The following is an 18,855-nucleotide window of genomic DNA, read 5'->3' as shown; positions in this document are numbered from 1 at the left end:
GACATGCTGGACTTCGCCCGGACCAGGGACAGGCCTCTGCCGGTCCCGGAGCCGGGCGCCTGATTGATGTATCCGCTTTCAGTTTATTCCGCTTTTCACCTGAACTTGCTCGTCCGGCATGAATTTAGGCCCTCGGACCGAGGTCGGCGAAGAGCCGAAAAAGCCCGGCGAGGTCGTCTCGCCGAGCTTTTTGCTGCGATATTCCTTTAACCGGCGGCACGGTTGGCCGCATTCGAAAACCGCTAGCGCCGCTTCTTCTTGCGCAGGTCCTCCATCAGCTTTTTGCCAGTCGGCGTCTGGGCCAGTCCGCCGCCGGCGGTCTCGCGATGCTTCTCCGGCATCGCCGCGCCGACCTCGAGCATGACCTGCACGACCTCGTCGCTCGGGATGACGCTGCGCACGCCGGCCAGCGCCATGTCGGCCGCGGCGAGCGCGGTGACCGCGCCGAAGCCGTTGCGCACGATGCACGGGATCTCCACGAGCCCGCCGACCGGATCGCAGATGAGGCCGAGCGTGTTCTTGAGCGCGAGTCCGACGGCATGCACCGCCTGCTCCGGCGTGCCGCCGCGCAGCTCGGCGAGCGCGCCCGCCGCCATGCCGATGGCCGAGCCGACCTCGGCCTGGCAGCCTCCCTCCGCGCCGGAGACGAAGGAGTTGTTGGCGATGACGTAGCCGATCGCGCCCGCGGCGAACAGCGCCTCGGTCATGATGTCGTCGTCCCAGCCGAACCGCTCCTGCGAGCTGACGAACACGCCGGGGATGATGCCGCAGGAGCCCGCCGTCGGCGTCGCCACGATGCGGCCCATCGAGGCGTTCACCTCGGAGACGGCGAGCGCGTACGCCATCGCCCGTCCGGCGTCGCCGCCGAGGCTCGGCTCGGAGCTCTCGTTGTAGGCGGCGACCCGCTGAGCGTCGAGGCCGGTCAGTCCGCTGCGCGACGTCGTGTCGCGGGTCAGGCCGTTATGCACGGCGTCTTTCATGATGCCGTAGTATTCCTTCATCGTCGCGAATTCCGCCGCTTCCTCGCGTCCCGACTCCTTGGCCTGCTGCTGCAGCATGAGGCGTCCGATCGACAGGCCGCTCTCGCGGCAGCGCTCACTGAGCTCCTTCAGCGTCCGAAAGTTCATCCGCCATCTCCTCCTCTTCTCCGTTCAGATCGACGTAATCGGTGCCGAGCACATGCGGCAGCCGCCGCACCCGCTCCAGCAGCGTCACCGCCGCCTCGCCGTCCAGCTCGACGACCGCCAGCGCCTCGCCCTGCCGTTCCATCCGGCTCAGCGACAAGCCGGCGATGTTGAGCCCCGCCTCCTCCAAGGCGGCGGTCAGCCCGGCGATGACGCCCGGCTGGTCGCGATGGCGCACGAGCAGCGCCGGGCAGGAGCAGCCGAACTTGACGGCGAAGCCGTTCACCTCGACGATCTCCACGTTGCCGCCGCCGATCGAGGTGCCGAGCAGCGACAGCTTGCGCCCGTCCGCCGCCTGCAGGTCGAGCCGCACGGTGTTGGGATGGGGGAACAGCCCCTTGCCCTCGCGGAAGGTCAGGTCCATGCCCGCCTCCTCGGCGAGCTCGACCGCATCCGGCAGGCGCGGATCGTCGGTGCGCATGCCGAGCAGCCCGCCGGCGACGGCCGTGTCCGTGCCGTGGCCTTGGTAGGTCGCGGCGAACGAGCCGAAGAAGGAGACGCGAGCCGTCTCCGGCATCGCGCCGAGCAGCCTGCGGGCGGCCAGCCCGATGCGCGCCGCTCCGGCGGTATGCGAGCTGGACGGGCCGACCATGGACGGCCCGATGATCGAGAAGACATCCTTGAAGCGCATGCGCTTCCTCCTTTTTAGTGGCTGAAATGAAAAGGAACAGGGCGGCGGAATGCGTCGAAACAAAGGCTCGTGCGAGCCCTTTGCTTCCCCGTATTCCACCGCTCTGTCCCTTGTACCTGAGAGTTGCCCCCGACAGCGCCGCGATGCCGGCGCCATGAAGTTTCCCCTTGGGTGATTCCGACGCGCCGCCCTGCGGCCGGACCGGGCTTGGATGCCCGCTCGGCCGTCCGCAAGGCGGCGCGGAATGCTCTCCAGAGCTGCGTCCGGCAAAGGTCCTTTTGCCTGAGAGATTCCCCTGCGTGCAGGTTGCTCCTTCGGCGCTGCCTCGATCATGCAGGCAATCTCTCCCGCTGCCATCATCCGCTGTGCCTTCTCATTATATGCAGGAGGACAGCCGGCTTCAACCCGGGCGGGCAAGTTCGGCCTCAACCGCTCGGCAGCCCAGGCGATGGAACTAGGAGGGCAAGTTCGGCTTTAGCCGTTCGCCCCCCTACTCTCCGACGCCTCTGGGGCTTATGCTGGTTGCAGAAGGAGGAGATGCGCATGACGTTGAAAGGAAGGGCGGCTCTCGTCACCGGCGTCAGCCGGGAGGCGGGCATCGGCACAGCGATCTGCCGCGCGCTGGCGGAGGGCGGCGCCGATCTGTTCTATACGCATTGGCGCGCTTACGACGCGGAGGAGGGCTGCGGCCTGCAGGAAGGCTGGCCGGACCGGCTGCAGCAGGAGCTGGAGGGCATCGGCGTGCGGGCCGGGCAGATGGAGGCCGACTTCATGGACCCGGACGTGCCCTTGCAGGTGCTGGACGAAGCCGAGCGCGCGCTCGGACGGCTGCCCTCGATCATCATCCACAACGCGTGCTACTGCGCGCCGACCAGCTACCGGACGCTGACGCAGGAGTCGCTGGATCGGCATTATATCGTCAACAATCGGGCTCCGGCCCTGCTTAGCATGGAGTTCGCGCGCCGCTTCGAGCAGGCGCATCAGGCCGGCGGGGCGGGACGCATCCTGTTCCTGCTGTCCAAAGGGCCGGACGCCGACAACCTCGCCTACCTCGCGACCAAGCAGCTGCTGGCGGGCCTGATCGAGCCGCTGGCCGCCGGACTCGCTCCGCTCGGCATCACGGTCAACGGCCTCGATCCGGGCCCGACCGACTCCGGCTGGATGTCGGACGAGCTCAAGCGGCAGCTGCTGCCGCTGTTCCCGATGGGCCGCATCGGACAGCCGGAGGACGCGGCCCGCGCGCTCGCCTTCCTGGCGAGCGACGAGGCCCAGTGGATCACCGGCCAGTCGATCCGCTCGGAGGGCGGGTTCCTCGGGCGCTAGCGAAGGGGCGCTGGGGGACCGCCAGCCAAGGCACTCTGGACCCCCTGTTGTGCTGGTGCGCCGGGGTTCTGCGGGCCAAGGCACTCTCGACTCCCTGGTTGATTCAATGCGCCGGGGTTCCGCCAACCAAGGCACTCTCGACTCCCTCGTTGAGTCAATGCGCCGGAGTTCCGCCATCCAAGGCACTCTCGACTCCCTGGTTGTGTCGACGCGCCGGGGCTCTGCCGACCAAGGGACTCTAGACTCCCTCGTTGAGACAATGCGCCGGGGGGGGTACCATCCAAGGCACTTTCGACTCCCTGGTTGAGTCAATGCGCCGGGGTTCCGCCATCCAAGGCACTTTCGACTCCCTGGTTGTGTCGACGCGCCGGGGTCCCGCCATCCAAGTCACTCTCGACTCCCTGGTTGAGTCGACGCGCCGGAGTTCCGCCATCCCAGGCATTCTCGACTCCCTGGTTGTGTCGACGCGCCGGAGTTCCGCCAACCGAGGTACTCTCGACTCCCTGGTTGTGTCGACGCGCCGGGGGACCGCCAGCCAAGGTACTTTCGACTCCCTGGTTGAGTCAATGCGCCGGAGTTCCGCCAACCGAGGCACTCTCGACTCCCTCGTTGAGTCGATGCGCCGGGATTCTGCCAGCCAAGGCACTCTCGACTCCCTGGTTGAGTCAATGCGCCGGGATTCTGCGGACCAAGGCACTTTCGACTCCCTGGTTGAGTCGATGCGCCGGAGTTCCGCCATCCAAGGCACTCTCGACTCCCTGGTTGAGTCAATGCGCCGGAGTTCCGCCAACCGAGGCACTTTCGACTCCCTCGTTGAGTCGATGCGCCGGGATTCTGCCAGCCAAGGCACTCTCGACTCCCTGGTTGTGCTGGTGCGCCGGAGTTCAGCCAACCAAGGCACTCTCGACTCCCTGGTTGTGCTGGTGCGCCGGGATTCTGCCAGCCAAGGCACTCTCGACTCCCTGGTTGAGTCAATGCGCCGGGATTCTGCGGACCAAGGCACTTTCGACTCCCTGGTTGAGTCGATGCGCCGGAGTTCCGCCATCCAAGGCACTCTCGACTCCCTGGTTGAGTCAATGCGCCGGGATTCTGCAGACCAAGGCACTTTCGACTCCCTGGTTGTGTCGATGCGCCGGAGTTCCGCCAACCGAGGCACTCTCGACTCCCTGGTTGTGCTAGTGCACCGGAGTTCCGCCAGTCAAGGCATTCTCGACTCCCTGGTGCTGCCACTCCGGACGAACCGACGACGCATCACGTTGCTGTCGACCTCCGAGAAACGGTTGGCGAACCAACTTGCATTCCCCTCGAGAGCGCGATGCGAAAAAGACCGTCCGCCGACCGCGATGCCGCCGCGCGCAGCAAAAAGCCTTCCCGCCTCGATCAGAGGCTCGGGAAGGCTTTTATGCTTGGGCCGTGCTTAACCGGCCAAGCCCCAGATGGCGCAGCCGGCCAGACCGGCGGGATAGCCGGCTGCGGAAGCTCCGTTCCAGGAGGCACCGACGCCGCTCCAGGCGGCAAGCGCCTGCGGGGCGACCGCATCGGAAACGGCGTTCCAGCCGGCTTGCGCCTGCGGCGCGCCATCGCCCGCGCCGCGGCCCTCCGCCGGCACGGCGGCTGCGCCGGCCGCGGCACGCGCCTGCACGCGCCCCGCCAGCGCGGCGGCGGCTACGGCCGGCTCCAGCGCTTCCTGCTCGGCGAGCGCCGCGATCGCGGCGGCGTCGCCCGTGCGCAGCGCCGCCGCCAGGCCGCGCACGCGCGCGAGCAGCGACTCGTCCGCCGGCTCGCGCAGCCCGCCGGCGGCCAGGTCGCGGCGGACCGCGCCGAGCGCGCGGCGGGCGCGGTGCATCGCCGCCTTCACGGCGCCCTCGGTCATGCCGAGGCGGAGCGCCGTCTCGGCGATGCTGCTGCCGTGCATTTCACGCAGCAGCCACACCGCCAGCTGCAGCGGCGTCAGCCGCCGGCCCAGAGAGTGGAGCATCGTCTCCAGCTCCCACCCGCCGGCGGCCTCGCCGCTTGCTTCCCGGTTCGGCTCGGCTGCGGCAAGCTCCGGCAAGGAGCGTTGGTGCAGCGCCTTTTTCCTCTGCTGGTCGGTCCACAGATTGCGCGCGATGCGCAGCAGCAGCGCCTCGCGGTTGGCATGCGCCTCCCAGCCGGGGTAGGCCAGCGCGCGGCACCAGGCGGACTGCTCCAGGTCCTCGGCGTCCCAGCGCGAACCGGCCAGGGCGAGGCAGTAGCGGCGAAGGGCGCTGCGCTCCTCCTCGGCGGCCATGCGAATTGCGTCCATGCGGGCAGCTCCTTTCCAGCGTGCGGATCTCGGTATTCGGTAAACGAACGGCCGCCTCGAAAGGATACGCGAACCGGCAAAATTTATTTCTCCCGCAGCCCCGTATCCTCGGGTGGCGCCGGTTCGTTTACCGGGGGCAAAAAGCAAACCATCGGCCGACCGCCCCTGAAGCGGCCCGGCTTACGAGGAGGAATCCCGATGAACCACGTGCCGTACGTCGTCGAGCAGACCGCCAAGGGCGAGCGCTCCTACGACATCTATTCCCGCCTGCTCAAGGAACGCATCATCCTGGTCGGCTCGGCCATCGACGACGCCGTCGCCAACTCGGTCATCGCCCAGCTGCTGTTCCTGGCGGCGGACGATGCGGAGAAGGATATCACCATGTACATCAACAGCCCCGGCGGCTCGACGACAGCCGGGCTGGCGATCTACGACGCGATGCAGCTCGTGAAGCCGGATGTCCAGACGATCTGCACCGGCGCGGCGTACTCGTTCGGCGCGATCCTGCTGCTCGCGGGAGCAAAAGGCAAGCGCAGCGCCCTGCCCCACAGCGAGGTCATGATCCACCAGCCGCACGGCGGCGCGCAAGGGCAGGCGAGCGACATCGCGATCTCCGCCCGCCGCATCCTGAAGACGCGCGAGACGCTCAACCGCATCGCGGCGGACCGGACCGGCCAGCCGCTCGAGCGGATCGAGCGGGATATGGACCGCGACTATTTCATGTCGGCGGAGGAGGCGCTGGAGTACGGGATCATCGACCGCATCCAGATCTAGCGGCAACGCGCTTGTTCCAAGCTCGACCATCGACCGCATCCAAATCTAGCGGCAGCGCGCTTGTTCCAAGCTCGATCATAGACCGCATACAGATTTAGCGGCAGCGCGCCTTTTCACCCATTCTATTCCCTGATAGGGTAAGATGGAAGCAAGACCTATTCCGCTCAAGCGAGGTGAACCGTTCATGCTGGATAAGCTCATTGGAAAAAAGGTTCTGATCCACTTCATCGACGGCACGCTGGCCGAAAACGGCGTCCTCGAGCAAGCCGACGACAAATTCGTGAAGTACGTCACCGACTACCAGGAGCTGTACATCCCTATCACGTCCATCCGCACGATCAACCTGCCTCTGAAGGAGAGGGAAAAGCCGAAGGTCGGCTTCGCCTGACCTCGACGATTGCCGTTCCGCTCCGCCGCCTCGGCTGTCGCCGGGGCTTTTTCTATGCCTCCGCGCCCCTTGCCCGCCTCCATCTCCGGATGAACCTTCATTGCCTCGCAGCTATGAAAAATAGCCCTGATGCTGCATCAAGCAAGCCTCAGGGCCTCTCTCGACCCGCCAGCCGCCCCAGCAGCAGGTTCGCCCCCGCATACAGCAGCCCCGCCAGCCCGAACATCCACCACGACGTCCACGGGCTGAGGCCGTAGCCCTCCCGGAAGTCCAGCGGGTAATCCCGGTACTGCAGCTGCCCCGCCCATAGGAACAGCCCGGTGAACAAAGCCGTCTGCAGCAGCGGGTGGCGCAGCCAGCGGTTTGCCGCGAGCGTAATCGGCAGCATCACGACGGCATAAAGCGCGACCGCGAGGAGCAGCGTCAACGCGATGAAGATGCCGCCGATATTCATCAATCCGTAATACTCCGTCGTCGCGATCTTATACCCCTCGATCCGCTCCACGCCGAGCACCGCCCCCATGAACAGCGCGATGAAAATGAAATTCAGCAGCAGCAAATAAGTCACGATGGCGCTGCCGTTTTTTCGACCGTTTTGGGAGCCGCCGCCGGCTAGTTGTCCGGACCTTCCCGAAACCGCCGCTCGCTCCCTTGTCGTCGACCTGTTCTCATCCATCATCGCCCGCCCCCTTCCCTGCGGAATCCCGGCGCAAGCGCCAACCAAGCCCTCGCCAACGCCAAAGCCAGCGCTCCGCCGCTGAACAGCAGCACGCCCCACAAGCCTGCCTGAGCAAGCGGCGAGTCGTGGTCCCATGGCGTATTGTCCGCATGGGTCAGTCCATACTGCAGCAGCGCGAGGCTGCATCCCGCGAGCAGCAGCGAGCCGCCAAGCGCGGCGCTGACGATGCGCTTCGCCCTCTTGTCCGCCCCGCCGGCCGGTCCGATCCGACCTTTGTGCCCACCCTGGCGCCCGCCCCGATCTTGGCCGCTGCCGGATCCGGCATGGCCGCCCGGCCCTTCGCCCCGCTTCTGCCGTCCCTTATCCGAACCGCCACCTCGCCTCATCCGGTCCCGCTCCTCTCCATAGCTCGCTGTTATCCGGTTAGACGCCTCTCCCTGCAAGAAAGTTCCAGGTGCTGCCCTTGCCATCTGTCGCCCCGGTTGCTATAATGTCGGGAATCAGTTGCCTAGGGTTCCGCGGCGCAGCGCGCCGGACTGGTCCGAGAGGGAACGGCACGGCCGCATGGCCGCGCAGACACGGAGGGATAAAAGCCCGGGAGATGACCGCTTTCGCAGCGGCAGTCTTCCGGGCTTTGTTGCGGGCATCTCCTGCGCGGGATGGGGCATACTGGAAACGGCGGCCGCACGGAGCGCGTCCAGCGAGCCGCAGCAAGTGCGGCATCAGAAAGGGGACTTCATCATGAATCGTTACTGGCTTCAAATCGTCGGCGCTTGCGTGTTCGAGGTAGGCTGGGTCATCGGCCTCAAGCATGCCGACACGGCGCTCGAATGGGCGCTGACCGCCGTCTGCATCCTGATCAGCTTCTACGTGCTGCTGAACGCGGCGCGCCACTTGCCCGTCGGCACCGTCTATGCGGTATTCGTCGGACTCGGCACGGCCGGCACCGTCCTGGCCGACATGATCCTGTTCGGCGACCCGGTCAAGCCGATCAAGCTCGCGCTAATCGGCGTGCTGCTGATCGGAGTCGTCGGCCTCAAGCTGCTCGGCCACGAGCCGGCGGCGGACAAGTCCGGAAAGGAGGCGGTCTGACATGGCCTGGGTGTATCTGATCGGCGCCGGGCTGTGCGAGGTGTTCGGCGTGACGATGATGAACCAGCTCAACGAACGCCGCAGCTTCGCGAACTTCGCCCTGCTGGCCGCCGGCTTCATCCTCAGCTTCCTGCTGCTCAGCCTGGCGATGCGCGATCTGCCGATGGGCACCGCGTATGCGGTGTGGACCGGCATCGGAGCGGCGGGCGGCGCGGTCGTCGGCATGCTGTTCTTCGGCGAGTCGCGCAGCGTCCTGCGCATCCTCTGCATCACGCTCGTGCTCGGCGCGGCCGTCGGCCTGAAGGCGCTCGGCTGAGCAGGATGAGCGAGGGAGCAGGATGAGCGAGAGAGCAGGATGAGCGAGAGAGCAGGATGAGCGAGGGAGCAGGATGAGCGAGGGAGCAGGGCCAGATGCAGCATGAAGGACAATTCAGGCAAGCGGCGGCATCCCTTTCGGCGAATCAGGATCGCTGGACGTTTCAACTGGAGGAGCCTTTGACGGACAGCACCTATCGCTTCGAGCGGACGACCGAACGCGCCCGGACGGTCGACGAAATCGTCGCCCACTGGGCCGCCTTCTGGTCGAGCTTGCCGTAGCCGAAGGTCCCGGGATGCGAGAAGACGATTACCATCGACATGTACGAGATCGACTTCGCCGAGGAGATCGATTTCGAGGAGCTTCGAGCGTTCAACCAGCGCCTGGAGCATTACGGCGAGCTCGGGTATCATTTTCAGCTGTTTTTCTGAGGTTAAAAAAAGCGTCCCGCCCCATTCAACAAAAATGGGCGGGACGCTTCTTTAATTGGAACCGGCCGGGCTTCGGCTCATCCAAGGCACTTTTCTGCCCTGGATCCATCGCTCCGGCCGGCCGCCGGCTCATCCAAGGCACTTTTGTGCCTTGGATCCATCGCTCCGGCCGGACTCCGGCTCATCCAAGGCACTTTTGTGCCTTGGATCCATCGCTCCGGCCGGACTCCCGCCCATCCAAGGCACTTTTCTGCCTTGGATCCATCGTTCCAGCCGGGCTCCGGCTCATCCAAGGCACTTTTCTGCCTTGGATCCATCGTTCCGGCCGGGCTCCGGCCCATCCAAGGCACTTTTCTGCCTTGGATCCGTCGCTCCGGCCGGGCTCCGGCCCATCCAAGGCACTTTTCTGCCTTGGATCCATCGCTACGGCCGGACGCCGGCTCATCCAAGGCACTTTTCTGCCTTGGATCCATCGCTCCGGCCGGGCTCCCGCTCATCCAAGGCACTTTTCTGCCTTGGATCCATCGCTCCGGCCGGGCTCCCGCTCATCCAAGGCACTTTTCTGCCTTGGATCCATCGCTCCGGCCGGGCTCCGGCCCATCCAAGGCCCTTTTCTGCCTTGGATCCATCGTTCCGGCCGGCCGCCGGCCCATCCAAGGCACTTTTCTGCCTTGGATCCATCGTTCCGGCCGGCCGCCGGCTCATCCAAGGCCCTTTTCTGCCTTGGATGAGCCGCGCCTTTTCCACCGGATGCCGCTCGCCCCCTCGCCCTACTCCCGGGCCGCCGGCTGCCGCTCCGCGCCCGTCTCCTGATAGAAGCGGTTCAGATCCGCCTCGCGCACCTCGAGCTTGAGGCGCGTGCCGGCCTCTTCGTACTCCGTCTCCTGCACATGGGCATGCTCGTTGAAAAACGACACCCACGCGCCCTGGTGGAAAGGCACGACGACCTCGGCGGCGATGTAGTCGCGGAAGATCTGCTTGCGGATCTGCGCGACGAGCTCGTCGACGCCCTCGCGCCTGGAGGCGGACAGATACACCCGGTCCTGCTCTACGCGCGGGTAGCTTCTGCCGGCGAGGTCGGATTTATTGAACGCATACAGCATCGGGATGCCGTCCGCGCCGAGCTCCTTGAGCGTCTGCTCGGTGACCTCGATCTGCTGCTTGAACTCCGGGTTGGAGGCGTCGACGACATGCACGAGCAGGTCGGCCTCGGCGACCTCCTCCAGCGTCGAGCGGAACGCCTTGATGAGATGATGGGGCAGCCCGCTGACGAAGCCGACCGTGTCGGTCAGCAGGAACGACTTGCGGTCCGGCAGCTCGATGCTGCGCACCGACGTCTCCAGCGTGGCGAACAGCATGTCTTTGGCGAGCACGTTCTTGCCGGAATCGGGGTGGAACGTATCGACGAGCGCGTTCAGCAGCGTCGACTTGCCGGCGTTGGTGTAGCCGACGAGCGCGAGCACGGGGATCTCGTTCTTCTTGCGGCGCTTGCGCTGCACCTGGCGCTGGTGGACGAGCTTCTCGAGCTCCGTCTCCAGCAGGTGGATGCGCTCCTCGATCCGCCGACGGTCGAGCTCCAGCTTGGTCTCGCCCGCGCCGCGGTTGCGCAGTCCGGCTCCGCCTCCGCCGCCTTGGCGGCCGAGCGACTCGCGCAAGCCGACGAGGCGCGGCAGCATGTAGTTCAGGCGGGCTACCTCGACCTGCAGCTGCGCCTCCTTCGTCTGCGCCCGCTCGGCGAAGATGTCGAGGATGACGATCGTGCGGTCGATGACCTTCGTCTTGACGGCGGCCTCGAGGTTGCGGATCTGCGAAGGCGACAGCTCGTCGTTGCAGATGACGGTCGGGGAATCGTACGCCTCCATGAGCGCCGCCAGCTCCTCGAGCTTGCCGGAGCCGAGGTAGTGCGTGCTGTGGATGCGCTCCGCCTTTTGCGTCAGCTCGGCCACGACCTCGATGTTGCAGGCTTCGGCCAGCCCTTGCAGCTCCTGCATGGAGTAGGCGAACTGGTGGTTGTTCTGTTCGTGCACGCCGACGAGAATCGCGCGCTCGCGGGGGTGTTGGTTGGAATGTGTTGTCATATGGGAAATCATCCTCTCTTGGGGCAGGTATGAAAAAACACGGACCTAGCGGCCCGTGTTCGCAGTTATGCAGGATGGATCGGCTTCGTCCCTGTCCGCCTCGCCGCATGGCAGCGGCGCCCGGAGGGACGCGGCGCGGCAGCATGCCGCCGCGCCGCTCTCCGGCCGGACAGAAAGGCTCCTCCGCGGACGGAAGAGGCGGCCTCGCCGACATCTCCGCCTAAGGGGCCGAAGCCTCCGGGAGACGGGAGATGCGAAAGAGGCGCGTCAAAGCGATGAACGTGGATTCATCCACGATTCGAGATCCCTGCACAAAGGCAGAACATGGGCGTTATTCCATTAGCGACGCACCGTGCGGATCCGAATCGAATGAATCACACGCAACCCTCCGTTCGATCGCGAGCCGCCCGGCTGGAGCCTGACGGCCCGCGGACGGCTTTCGCGTTTGATTGCTACGAGTGTAGCATAGCCGCTTTCCGTCCCGCAAGCGCTCCACATCACTATAGGAGAACTTTACCACTCTAGTCTGGTCGCCAAGCGGAGGCGTTATCCGTTCATCGACTCTCGCTCCTTCAAGCGCGATGGATAAGAAAAACCCACCTCTACATGAGGTGGGTTTAAGTATTAGTGGGAGATTAACGCCGCAGCCATCTCAATCTTGGTAAGAGGATCTATGCCAGAGTCGGACTTGCTTTGCTTTGACACTTTGCGGATGTTGGCTGCGGAGCGGGCGGGGGAAATGTTTTTCTCCACGCACTTAGCAATGGCCTCAGCGTGCTCGTAAGGCGGGTCATAGCTACCAATACGATGGATAGGAGTCCGGTAACGGATGACCAATTCTTCACCCTGCTCTTCGGAAAAGCCGAAGTGATGGTGCAATTCCCTGGCAATTGCCGTTTCATACGGAGTCAGCTTTTCGCTCTTCATGGTTCCACGCTCCTTCCTCGCTATAAACATAATACCCGGTGAGTGCCAGCCGCGAATCCCACACGTCGGAGCAAAATGCAATCTGCGTTCCTAATCTAGGGAGACTGAGCTTTTGATTTTGTCGGGAATGAATAATCCTGTCGTAGAACCAGTCGAACCCGTACTGGTATTGTATCTCTTGTTGAACAATAGCGCCAGTGTCGTTGTCGGCCATAGGCCCGATTACAACAGCGGGGTGTTTTTTACAAGGGTCTCCGGATTGGCTAGAAGCTAACCGGTGTTGATAAATAAAATACGCCCACGAGCGCGAGACACCACTGAAAATAGTCGTCTCGTTCTCCACGCCACCATCATCATCTATGTAGGGTTGAGGGAGAAAATCAACCTCCAGAACGCAGGGTCGGACAAACTCACCCACACGCGCTCGTTTCTCCGCCGCTTTGTGCGCCCATTCACGTGCTTGGTCAATGTCGGGCGTTGCGTAAAAGCCCGGTCCGAAATCTCGTCCCGGCCTCCAGTATTCGGAGTTGATCAGCTGACGGGAAAACCCAGCTAAGCTGTCATCTGTCGTTCCGTGGTAGAGCTTTTCAATCACGAGCTGCAAATAGGATCCTCCTAAGATCAGTCTATGCTCCCTATGTTATCATGTCGGTTGACTTAGAGGGAGTATCTTCCACTTGAACAGGAAAAGCCTCCCTGCCGACATTTACAAAAATATGACGGACATGCCCCTCACATCCCTCTATCCGAACTCCCTCCTCTCGCCTTATAGTAGTCTCAGCCGGAATGGAAGAAGATTCCGCGCCCATCGAAAGGGGACGAGTTATGAAACCAGCTTTGTCATGGAAGAAACGCCTGCTCGGCGCGGCCGTCGCCGCAGCCCTCCTGCTCCCTGCCCCGCTGGCGCAGCCCGGAGGCTACCGCGCCTATGCGGAGGGGCCGTCGGACCCTGCGCCGTCCATCGCCGCCAAGGTCGTGAACGGCAACGCCGGCAAGAAGATCCTTTTCGACAACACCCATGCCCAGACGGCCGGCGCCGCGGACTGGGTCATCGACGGCGGCTTCTCGGACTTCGGCAACGCGCTTGCGTCCGCCGGGTTCTACGTCAAGGAGCTGCGCAAGACGACTCCGATCACCCTCTCCGACCTGACGCCGTACAACGTGTTCATCACGGCCGAGCCGAACGTGCCGTACAAGGCGACGGAGCAGGCGGCGATGGCGCAGTACGTGCAGAACGGCGGCAGCATCTTCTTCATCGGCGACCATTACAACGCGGACCGCAACAAGAACCGCTGGGACGGCAGCGAGGCGATCAACGGCTACCGCCGCGGCGCCTGGACGAACCCGGCCAAAGGCATGAGCGCCGAAGAAGCCGCCTCCCCCGCCATGCAGGGCGTCGTCAGCTCGGACTGGCTCGCGACGAACTTCGGCGTGCGCTTCCGCTACAACGCGCTCGGCGACGTGAACGCGACGCAGATCGTCGCGCCGAGCCAGGCGTTCGGCATTACGCAGGGCGTGTCGTCCGTGGCGATGCATGCCGGCTCGACGCTCGCGATCATCGATCCGGCCAAAGCCAAGGGCATCGTCTACCTGCCGCAGACATCCGCCAAGTGGGGCAGCGCCGTCGATCAGGGCGTCTATGCCGGAGGCGGCGTCGCCGAGGGGCCGTATGTCGCGGTCGCGAAGAAAGGCGCAGGCAAAGCGGCGTTCATCGGCGACTCCTCCCCTGTCGAGGACGCCTCGCCGAAGTACAAGCGCGAGGACACCGGAGCGAGCAAGACGACGTACGACGGCTTCAAGGAAGTCGACGACGACACGCTGCTCGTCAACCTCGTGAACTGGCTGGCCGTGCCGGAAAGCTACACGAGCCTGTCGCAGGTGAGCGGCCTGACGCTCGACAGCCCGACGCCGCTGCTCGCCTTTGAGGATCCGGCCTCCTCGACCGAGCCGCAGGCCGAGCCGTGGGCCGCGCCTGCGGCCGGCTACAAGTGGTACGATTCCTCCACGTTCAAAACGGGCTCCTACGGCTACGGCGCCGCGTCTCCGACGCCGACGCCTACCGTGACGCCGACCCCTACGCCGACCGCTTCGCCGACGGCAACGCCGACTCCGACGCCGGGCGTGCTCAGCTACAGCTTCGTGACGCCGGCGACGCTGCCGAGCAACGGCACGTCGTTCCAGATCACGGTCAAGGCAACCGGCTTGACGCCGAACGGCACGACAAGCGGGTACAACGTCGGCATCTACCTCACCTCCGGCGGCACGCAGATCGCCCAGGTGCAAAACGCCGACGGCAGCTGGCCGACCGCATACGGCTACAGCTCTTCGTTCAGCCTGACGGCCGACAGCAGCGGCAACGCCTCCAAGCAGCTCACCGTCCGCATCAAGTCGGGCTCGAGCGGAGCCGCCAGCCTGCGCCTGCGGCAGAACAGCACGAACCTGACGACGGTGTCCGTCACGCTCGGCAGCTAGGCGCTTGAAGGAGCGGCCAGGCCAGCGCTCCGGCGCAAGGGCTTGGCGCGAGCTCCAGATCGGATCCGGAGCGTCGGCTTGCATCCCGTCAAATCGCATAGCAGCGAGTAGACCGCCTAACCTTTTACGAGGTTCGGGGCGGTCTGCTTTTTTTTCGAGCGGCTCCGGCGGCTGGCGGCCGGGCCTCTCAGTGCCATTTTTACCACTGATGAGAGCCGTGCCCCACGCTCCTTCCACCCCGCATCGTTGAAAGTGTATCTCTTTTTGTTGACCCGCTGAATGGGTGCGCTTTCACCTGTTCCCTACAATAGGAGAGACAACGGTACAAGGGGGAATCATCATCGTGCATACCAAGCTGCTGCGCCGACTCGGCGCCGCCATGCTGGCGCTCGTCATCGGGCTCGCCGGACTCGGCCTGCCGGCAGGAGGAGCGGTCGCCGACGCGGCCGCTTCGTCCGACCCGGACGGCTTCATCAAGGGCGTAGACATCTCCACGCTGCAGGCGCTCGAGGACAAGGGCGTCGCCTTCTACGACGACGGGACCGAGCGCGACCTGCTCGCGATCCTCAAGGAGCATGGCGTCAACTACGTGCGCCTGCGCCTGTGGAACGATCCCGTCCAGGCGGACGGCTACAACGACAAGGCCCATCTCATCGAGATGGCCAAGCGGGTGAAGGCCGCCGGCATGGGGCTGCTCGTCGACTTCCATTACAGCGACTTCTGGGCCGATCCCGGCCAGCAGGTCAAGCCCGCCGCCTGGGCTTCGCTCGGCTTCGACGAGCTGAAGGCGGCGCTCTACGGCTACACCCGCGAGGTGATGGACGAGCTGCTCGCCGAGGGCGCATACCCGGACATGGTGCAGATCGGCAACGAGATCAACTCCGGCATGCTGCTGCCGGACGGCTCGACGAGCCGCTTCGCGCAGCTGGCCCAGCTGCTGTCCGAGGGCGTGCGCGCGGTGCGCGAGACGACGCCCGCCGGGCACGAGACCAAGATCATGCTGCATCTGGCCGAAGGCGGCAGCAACGCGAAGTTCCGGACGTTTTTCGACCAGGCGCGGCAGCAGGGCATCGATTATGACGTGATCGGACTGTCCTACTATCCGTACTGGCACGGCACGTTTCAAGAGCTCAAGAGCAACATGGACAACCTGGCGGCCCGCTACGGCAAAGAAGTCGTCGTCGCGGAGACGGCCTACCCGTACACGCTCGAGGACGCGGACGGACACGGCAACATCGCCGGCGAGGCGCAGACGAAGCTGACCGGCTTCGAGGCGAGCGTGGCGAGCCAGAAGCTCGTCACCGAGCTCATTCTGAACACCGTCGCTCATGTGCAGGGCGGCAAGGGGCTCGGCGTCTTTTACTGGGAGCCTGCCTGGCTGGCGGGCGTCGGCTGGAAGGCCGGCGAAGGCAACGCGTGGGAGAACCAGGCGATGTTCGACTTCGACGGCAATGCGCTGGAGTCGCTGGATGCGTTCCGGTTCGTGCCGGGCGATCTGGACGACATCAAGCCGCTGCTCGTCTACCCCTCCCTGGACGTGACCGCGAGCGCCGGCTCCGCGCCGGAGCTGCCGGCCGAGGCCGAGGTGCTGCTCAGCGAGGGCAGCATCGAGAAGCGGGCGGTCGTCTGGGATGAGCCGGCCGATCCGGAGCAGTGGAAAGTGCCGGGGACGTACGCGCTGCAAGGCTCCGTGCAAGGCGTGGACGCCGCGATGCGGGCCGCCGTGACCGTCAAGGTCGTGGACAATCCGAACCTCGTCCGCAACCCGGGCTTCGAGCAGGACGGCCTGGCCGGCTGGACGCTGAGCGGCACGGAAGGCGCGGCCAAGCTGTCCAAGGAAGCGGGCAACGCGCATAGCGGCGGGCATTCGGTCAACTATTATTACGGAACGGAGTACGGCTACCGCATCAGCCAGACGGTGACGGGGCTGGAAAACGGCACGTACCGCCTCAGCGCCTGGGCGTCGGGCGGCGGCGGCGAGACGAAGCTGCGGCTGTTCGCCGAAGGGTACGGCGGCGATCCGCTCGGCGCGGATGCCGTGAATGCGGGCTGGAACGTCTGGAAGCCGTACGCCGTCGAGGAGATCGAGGTGACGAACGGACAGGTGACGATCGGCTTCGACGTCGAGGCTCCGGGCGGCACATGGGGGTATTTGGACGATTTCGAGCTGGTGAAGGCGCCGGAGAAAAATCCCGTGCAGAACCCCGGCTTCGAAAGCGGCGACCTGACCGGCTGGACGCTCGGCGGCACCGCCGGCGCGGGCAAGGTCGAGAACAATGCGGCCAATGCCCATGCGGGCACGCATGCGTTCAACTATTGGTATGAGGATCCGTACCGCTTCACGCTGACGCAGATCGTGAGCCAGCTGCCGAAAGGCGTCTATGAGCTCACGGCCGCCGCATCGGGCGGCGGCGGCGAGACGAAGCTGCAGCTGTACGCCGAGACGGGCATCGGCTCGCGCTGGAACGCGGACATCGTCAACACCGGCTGGAATGTATGGAAGGAATACAAGGTCAGCGGCATCGAAGTGGCCAACGGCCAGGTGACGATCGGCTTCGACGTCGAAGCGCCCGGCGCGGCATGGGGCTACTTCGACGACATCCGGCTGACGCGGACCGGCGACCTGCCGGGCACCGGCGAGCCTCCGGCGACGGGCGAGCCTCCGGCGACCGGCGAGCCTCCGGCGACGGGTGAGCCTCCGGCAACCGGCCAACCTCCGGCAACGGGTGGGCCTCCGGCAACCGGCGAGCCTCCGGCGACGGGTGAGCCTCCGGCGACGGGCCAGCCTCCGGCGACCGGCGAGCCTCCGGCGACGGGCCAGCCTCCGGCGACACCGACACCGACGCCGACGCCGGAGCGGACTCCGGCTCCAACCGCTACGCCGGCGCCAAGCGCGGCAGCCTCGCCGACGCCGAGCGCCGGCAGCGGCATCGTCGCCGTGCAGGCCGGCCAGCTGTCCGGCGATGCCGGAGCCGCCGCCGTCCTCAAGCTGGACGGAGCGGCGACCGTCCGCCTCGGCGCCGAGCTGAAGCCGCGGCTGGCGGACGGCCTCCGCCTCGAGCTGCCCGGCCTGAGCGCCGAGCTGTCCGGCGACGAGCTGCGCCAGCTGTGGCAGCAGGCCGGCGATGCGCCGCTGTCGATCCGCCTGAGCGCGGCGGACGGCGTAGGAGAGCAGCTGGCTCCGCTGCAGCAGCCGGGCAGCCGCGCGTATGCCGCCGCAGGCGGCAGCGTGGAGCTCGCCATCGGCTCGATCGCCGCGGACGGCCGGGAGCTGCCGCTTGAAGCGGCTTCGATCCGGCTGAAGCTGAGCGCGGCAGCCGGCTTCGATCCGGAGCGCTCCGGCATCTTCCGCCTGGACGCGAACGGCGCGCCGGCCTACCAGCTCGGCTCCCGGCTCGCAGGCGGCGATTGGACCGCCGACGTCCGCTCCGCCGGACGCTACGCCGTGCTGGAGCTGAGCGTCGCGTATGCCGACGTGCCGGCCGGCCACTGGGCGCAGGTGGGCATCGCCAGCCTGTCGGCCAAAGGCATCGTGCAAGGCGCAGGCGCGGCAGGCTTCCTGCCCGCCAAGTCCGTCAGCCGCGCGGAGCTGGCGGCCATGCTCGTCCGGGCGCTCGGCCTGAGCGCCTCCGGCAGCGCCGCGGCAGGCTTCGCCGACGTCTCGGCGGACGCCTGGTATGCCGGAGCGGTCTCGGCCGCTCTGGACGCGGGCATCCTTCGCGGCCAGGCGGACGGCATCGCCGCTCCGCAAGCTTTGCTGAGCCGCGAGCAGATGGCGGCGATGCTCGTGCGCGCCGCCGCCGCAGCGGGCAAGCCGCTCGAGGCTGCCGCCGGCGACCGGCCGGCTGCCGCCGACGCGGCAGCGATCGGTGCCTGGGCGGCGCCGTCCGTCGCGGCCGCCTACGAGGCCGGCCTGCTGCAAGGCGACGCGAACGGCGCGTTCCGGCCGCAGGCGGAGCTCACCCGCGCGGAAGCCGCCGCTGCGGTGCAGCGCCTGCTGAAGCTGCTGCAGGCGTAGGTTCATTCGCCCGCAGCGGTCCGTTCTGACGCAAGCACTCTCATTAAAGAGGCTAACGACGAATCCGCTCATTAGACGGCCGAATTCAGCCCTCGCCGAGCTTTAATGACTCGTGAGAAGCTTAGCGTCGGGAAAACAGCGTCCAACGAGTAGAATTGCCGCCATGCGAACGTTTAAGCGTCTGAAGAGTCGTTAACGCAGAGGAAAGCGGAAAAACAGGCGTCTAAGCGTCTGACCCGTCGTTAGAACATAAACCCG

General features: G+C 65.7%; 16 protein-coding genes and 2 riboswitches. Of the genes, 8 read left to right on the top strand and 8 right to left on the bottom strand.

Features of this window, described 5'->3' with window-relative positions; all coding sequences use genetic code 11:
• Window positions 1–242: 242 nt before the first annotated feature.
• Window positions 243–1,127: an L-serine ammonia-lyase, iron-sulfur-dependent, subunit alpha gene (gene sdaAA / locus GE073_RS02220; RefSeq protein ID WP_028599419.1), complete on the bottom strand. Its 885-nt coding sequence runs from the start codon at window positions 1,125–1,127 to the stop codon at window positions 243–245.
• The gene (sdaAB, locus tag GE073_RS02215; protein WP_052333361.1) at window positions 1,096–1,815 is read right to left on the bottom strand and encodes an L-serine ammonia-lyase, iron-sulfur-dependent subunit beta; all 720 of its coding nucleotides are present in this window, start codon (window positions 1,813–1,815) and stop codon (window positions 1,096–1,098) included. The genes sdaAA and sdaAB overlap by 32 nt, the downstream gene beginning before the upstream one ends.
• Before the next feature lie 260 nt (window positions 1,816–2,075).
• Window positions 2,076–2,175, bottom strand: a riboswitch (glycine riboswitch).
• A 183-nt stretch (window positions 2,176–2,358) separates the two neighbouring features.
• Here sdaAB and GE073_RS02210 point away from each other — a divergent pair.
• Window positions 2,359–3,138: an SDR family oxidoreductase gene (locus GE073_RS02210; RefSeq protein WP_028599418.1), complete on the top strand. Its 780-nt coding sequence runs from the start codon at window positions 2,359–2,361 to the stop codon at window positions 3,136–3,138.
• A 1,417-nt stretch (window positions 3,139–4,555) separates the two neighbouring features.
• Here the strand turns inward: GE073_RS02210 and GE073_RS02205 are convergent.
• On the bottom strand, window positions 4,556–5,422 hold the full coding sequence (locus GE073_RS02205) for an RNA polymerase sigma factor (RefSeq protein ID WP_153782681.1): 867 nt from the start codon (window positions 5,420–5,422) through the stop codon (window positions 4,556–4,558).
• A gap of 198 nt (window positions 5,423–5,620) precedes the next feature.
• Here GE073_RS02205 and clpP point away from each other — a divergent pair, with 198 nt between their 5' ends.
• Both clpP and GE073_RS02195 read left to right on the top strand, forming a co-directional pair.
• Window positions 5,621–6,196 carry an ATP-dependent Clp endopeptidase proteolytic subunit ClpP gene (clpP, locus tag GE073_RS02200; RefSeq protein ID WP_028599416.1) on the top strand — a complete coding sequence of 192 codons (576 nt, stop codon included), beginning with the start codon at window positions 5,621–5,623 and terminating at the stop codon, window positions 6,194–6,196.
• Window positions 6,197–6,380: 184 nt separating this feature from the next.
• The gene (locus GE073_RS02195) at window positions 6,381–6,584 is read left to right on the top strand and encodes a hypothetical protein (RefSeq protein ID WP_028599415.1); all 204 of its coding nucleotides are present in this window, start codon (window positions 6,381–6,383) and stop codon (window positions 6,582–6,584) included.
• 148 nt (window positions 6,585–6,732) lie between these two features.
• On the opposite strand, the gene GE073_RS02190 is transcribed toward GE073_RS02195, so the two are convergent.
• Together GE073_RS02190 and GE073_RS02185 are read right to left on the bottom strand one after the other, a co-directional pair.
• The gene (locus tag GE073_RS02190) at window positions 6,733–7,152 is read right to left on the bottom strand and encodes a hypothetical protein (RefSeq protein WP_153782680.1); all 420 of its coding nucleotides are present in this window, start codon (window positions 7,150–7,152) and stop codon (window positions 6,733–6,735) included.
• A gap of 107 nt (window positions 7,153–7,259) precedes the next feature.
• Window positions 7,260–7,649, bottom strand: a complete 390-nt coding sequence (locus GE073_RS02185; protein ID WP_153782678.1) for a hypothetical protein — start codon at window positions 7,647–7,649, stop codon at window positions 7,260–7,262.
• Window positions 7,650–7,760: 111 nt separating this feature from the next.
• Window positions 7,761–7,866, top strand: a riboswitch (guanidine-I (ykkC/yxkD leader).
• A 138-nt stretch (window positions 7,867–8,004) separates the two neighbouring features.
• Between GE073_RS02185 and GE073_RS02180 the strand changes: the two genes are divergently transcribed.
• The 3 genes from GE073_RS02180 to GE073_RS02170 all read left to right on the top strand — a co-directional run bounded on the left by GE073_RS02180 (window position 8,005) and on the right by GE073_RS02170 (window position 8,952).
• Window positions 8,005–8,355: a DMT family transporter gene (locus GE073_RS02180; RefSeq protein ID WP_028599413.1), complete on the top strand. Its 351-nt coding sequence runs from the start codon at window positions 8,005–8,007 to the stop codon at window positions 8,353–8,355.
• Window position 8,356: 1 nt separating this feature from the next.
• Window positions 8,357–8,671, top strand: a complete 315-nt coding sequence (locus GE073_RS02175) for a DMT family transporter (protein WP_153782677.1) — start codon at window positions 8,357–8,359, stop codon at window positions 8,669–8,671.
• A gap of 95 nt (window positions 8,672–8,766) precedes the next feature.
• The gene (locus GE073_RS02170) at window positions 8,767–8,952 is read left to right on the top strand and encodes a hypothetical protein (RefSeq protein ID WP_153782675.1); all 186 of its coding nucleotides are present in this window, start codon (window positions 8,767–8,769) and stop codon (window positions 8,950–8,952) included.
• Between the two features lie 920 nt (window positions 8,953–9,872).
• On the opposite strand, the gene hflX is transcribed toward GE073_RS02170, so the two are convergent.
• The 3 genes from hflX to GE073_RS02155 form a co-directional block, all read right to left on the bottom strand.
• Window positions 9,873–11,180 (bottom strand): GTPase HflX, encoded by a 1,308-nt coding sequence (gene hflX / locus GE073_RS02165; RefSeq protein WP_153782674.1) that lies wholly within the window; start codon window positions 11,178–11,180, stop codon window positions 9,873–9,875.
• A 624-nt stretch (window positions 11,181–11,804) separates the two neighbouring features.
• The gene (locus GE073_RS02160) at window positions 11,805–12,107 is read right to left on the bottom strand and encodes a hypothetical protein (RefSeq protein WP_153782672.1); all 303 of its coding nucleotides are present in this window, start codon (window positions 12,105–12,107) and stop codon (window positions 11,805–11,807) included.
• Window positions 12,079–12,702 carry a DUF3990 domain-containing protein gene (locus GE073_RS02155; RefSeq protein WP_228551789.1) on the bottom strand — a complete coding sequence of 208 codons (624 nt, stop codon included), beginning with the start codon at window positions 12,700–12,702 and terminating at the stop codon, window positions 12,079–12,081. Before GE073_RS02155 ends, GE073_RS02160 begins: the two co-directional genes overlap by 29 nt.
• 230 nt (window positions 12,703–12,932) lie before the next feature.
• Between GE073_RS02155 and GE073_RS02150 the strand changes: the two genes are divergently transcribed.
• Together GE073_RS02150 and GE073_RS02145 are read left to right on the top strand one after the other, a co-directional pair.
• Entirely contained in the window at window positions 12,933–14,579 is a 1,647-nt protein-coding gene (locus tag GE073_RS02150) for a DNA-binding protein (RefSeq protein WP_153782671.1), read from the top strand.
• A gap of 343 nt (window positions 14,580–14,922) precedes the next feature.
• On the top strand, window positions 14,923–18,597 hold the full coding sequence (locus GE073_RS02145) for a glycosyl hydrolase 53 family protein (protein WP_153782669.1): 3,675 nt from the start codon (window positions 14,923–14,925) through the stop codon (window positions 18,595–18,597).
• The last annotated feature ends 258 nt before the right edge of the window (window positions 18,598–18,855 follow it).

This window comes from Paenibacillus sp. B01 (assembly GCF_009649995.1).
GTDB lineage: Bacteria > Bacillota > Bacilli > Paenibacillales > Paenibacillaceae > Paenibacillus_O > Paenibacillus_O pasadenensis.
The sequence above is the reverse complement of the archived record's forward strand: the minus strand, read 5'-3'. Positions and strand labels throughout refer to the sequence as shown.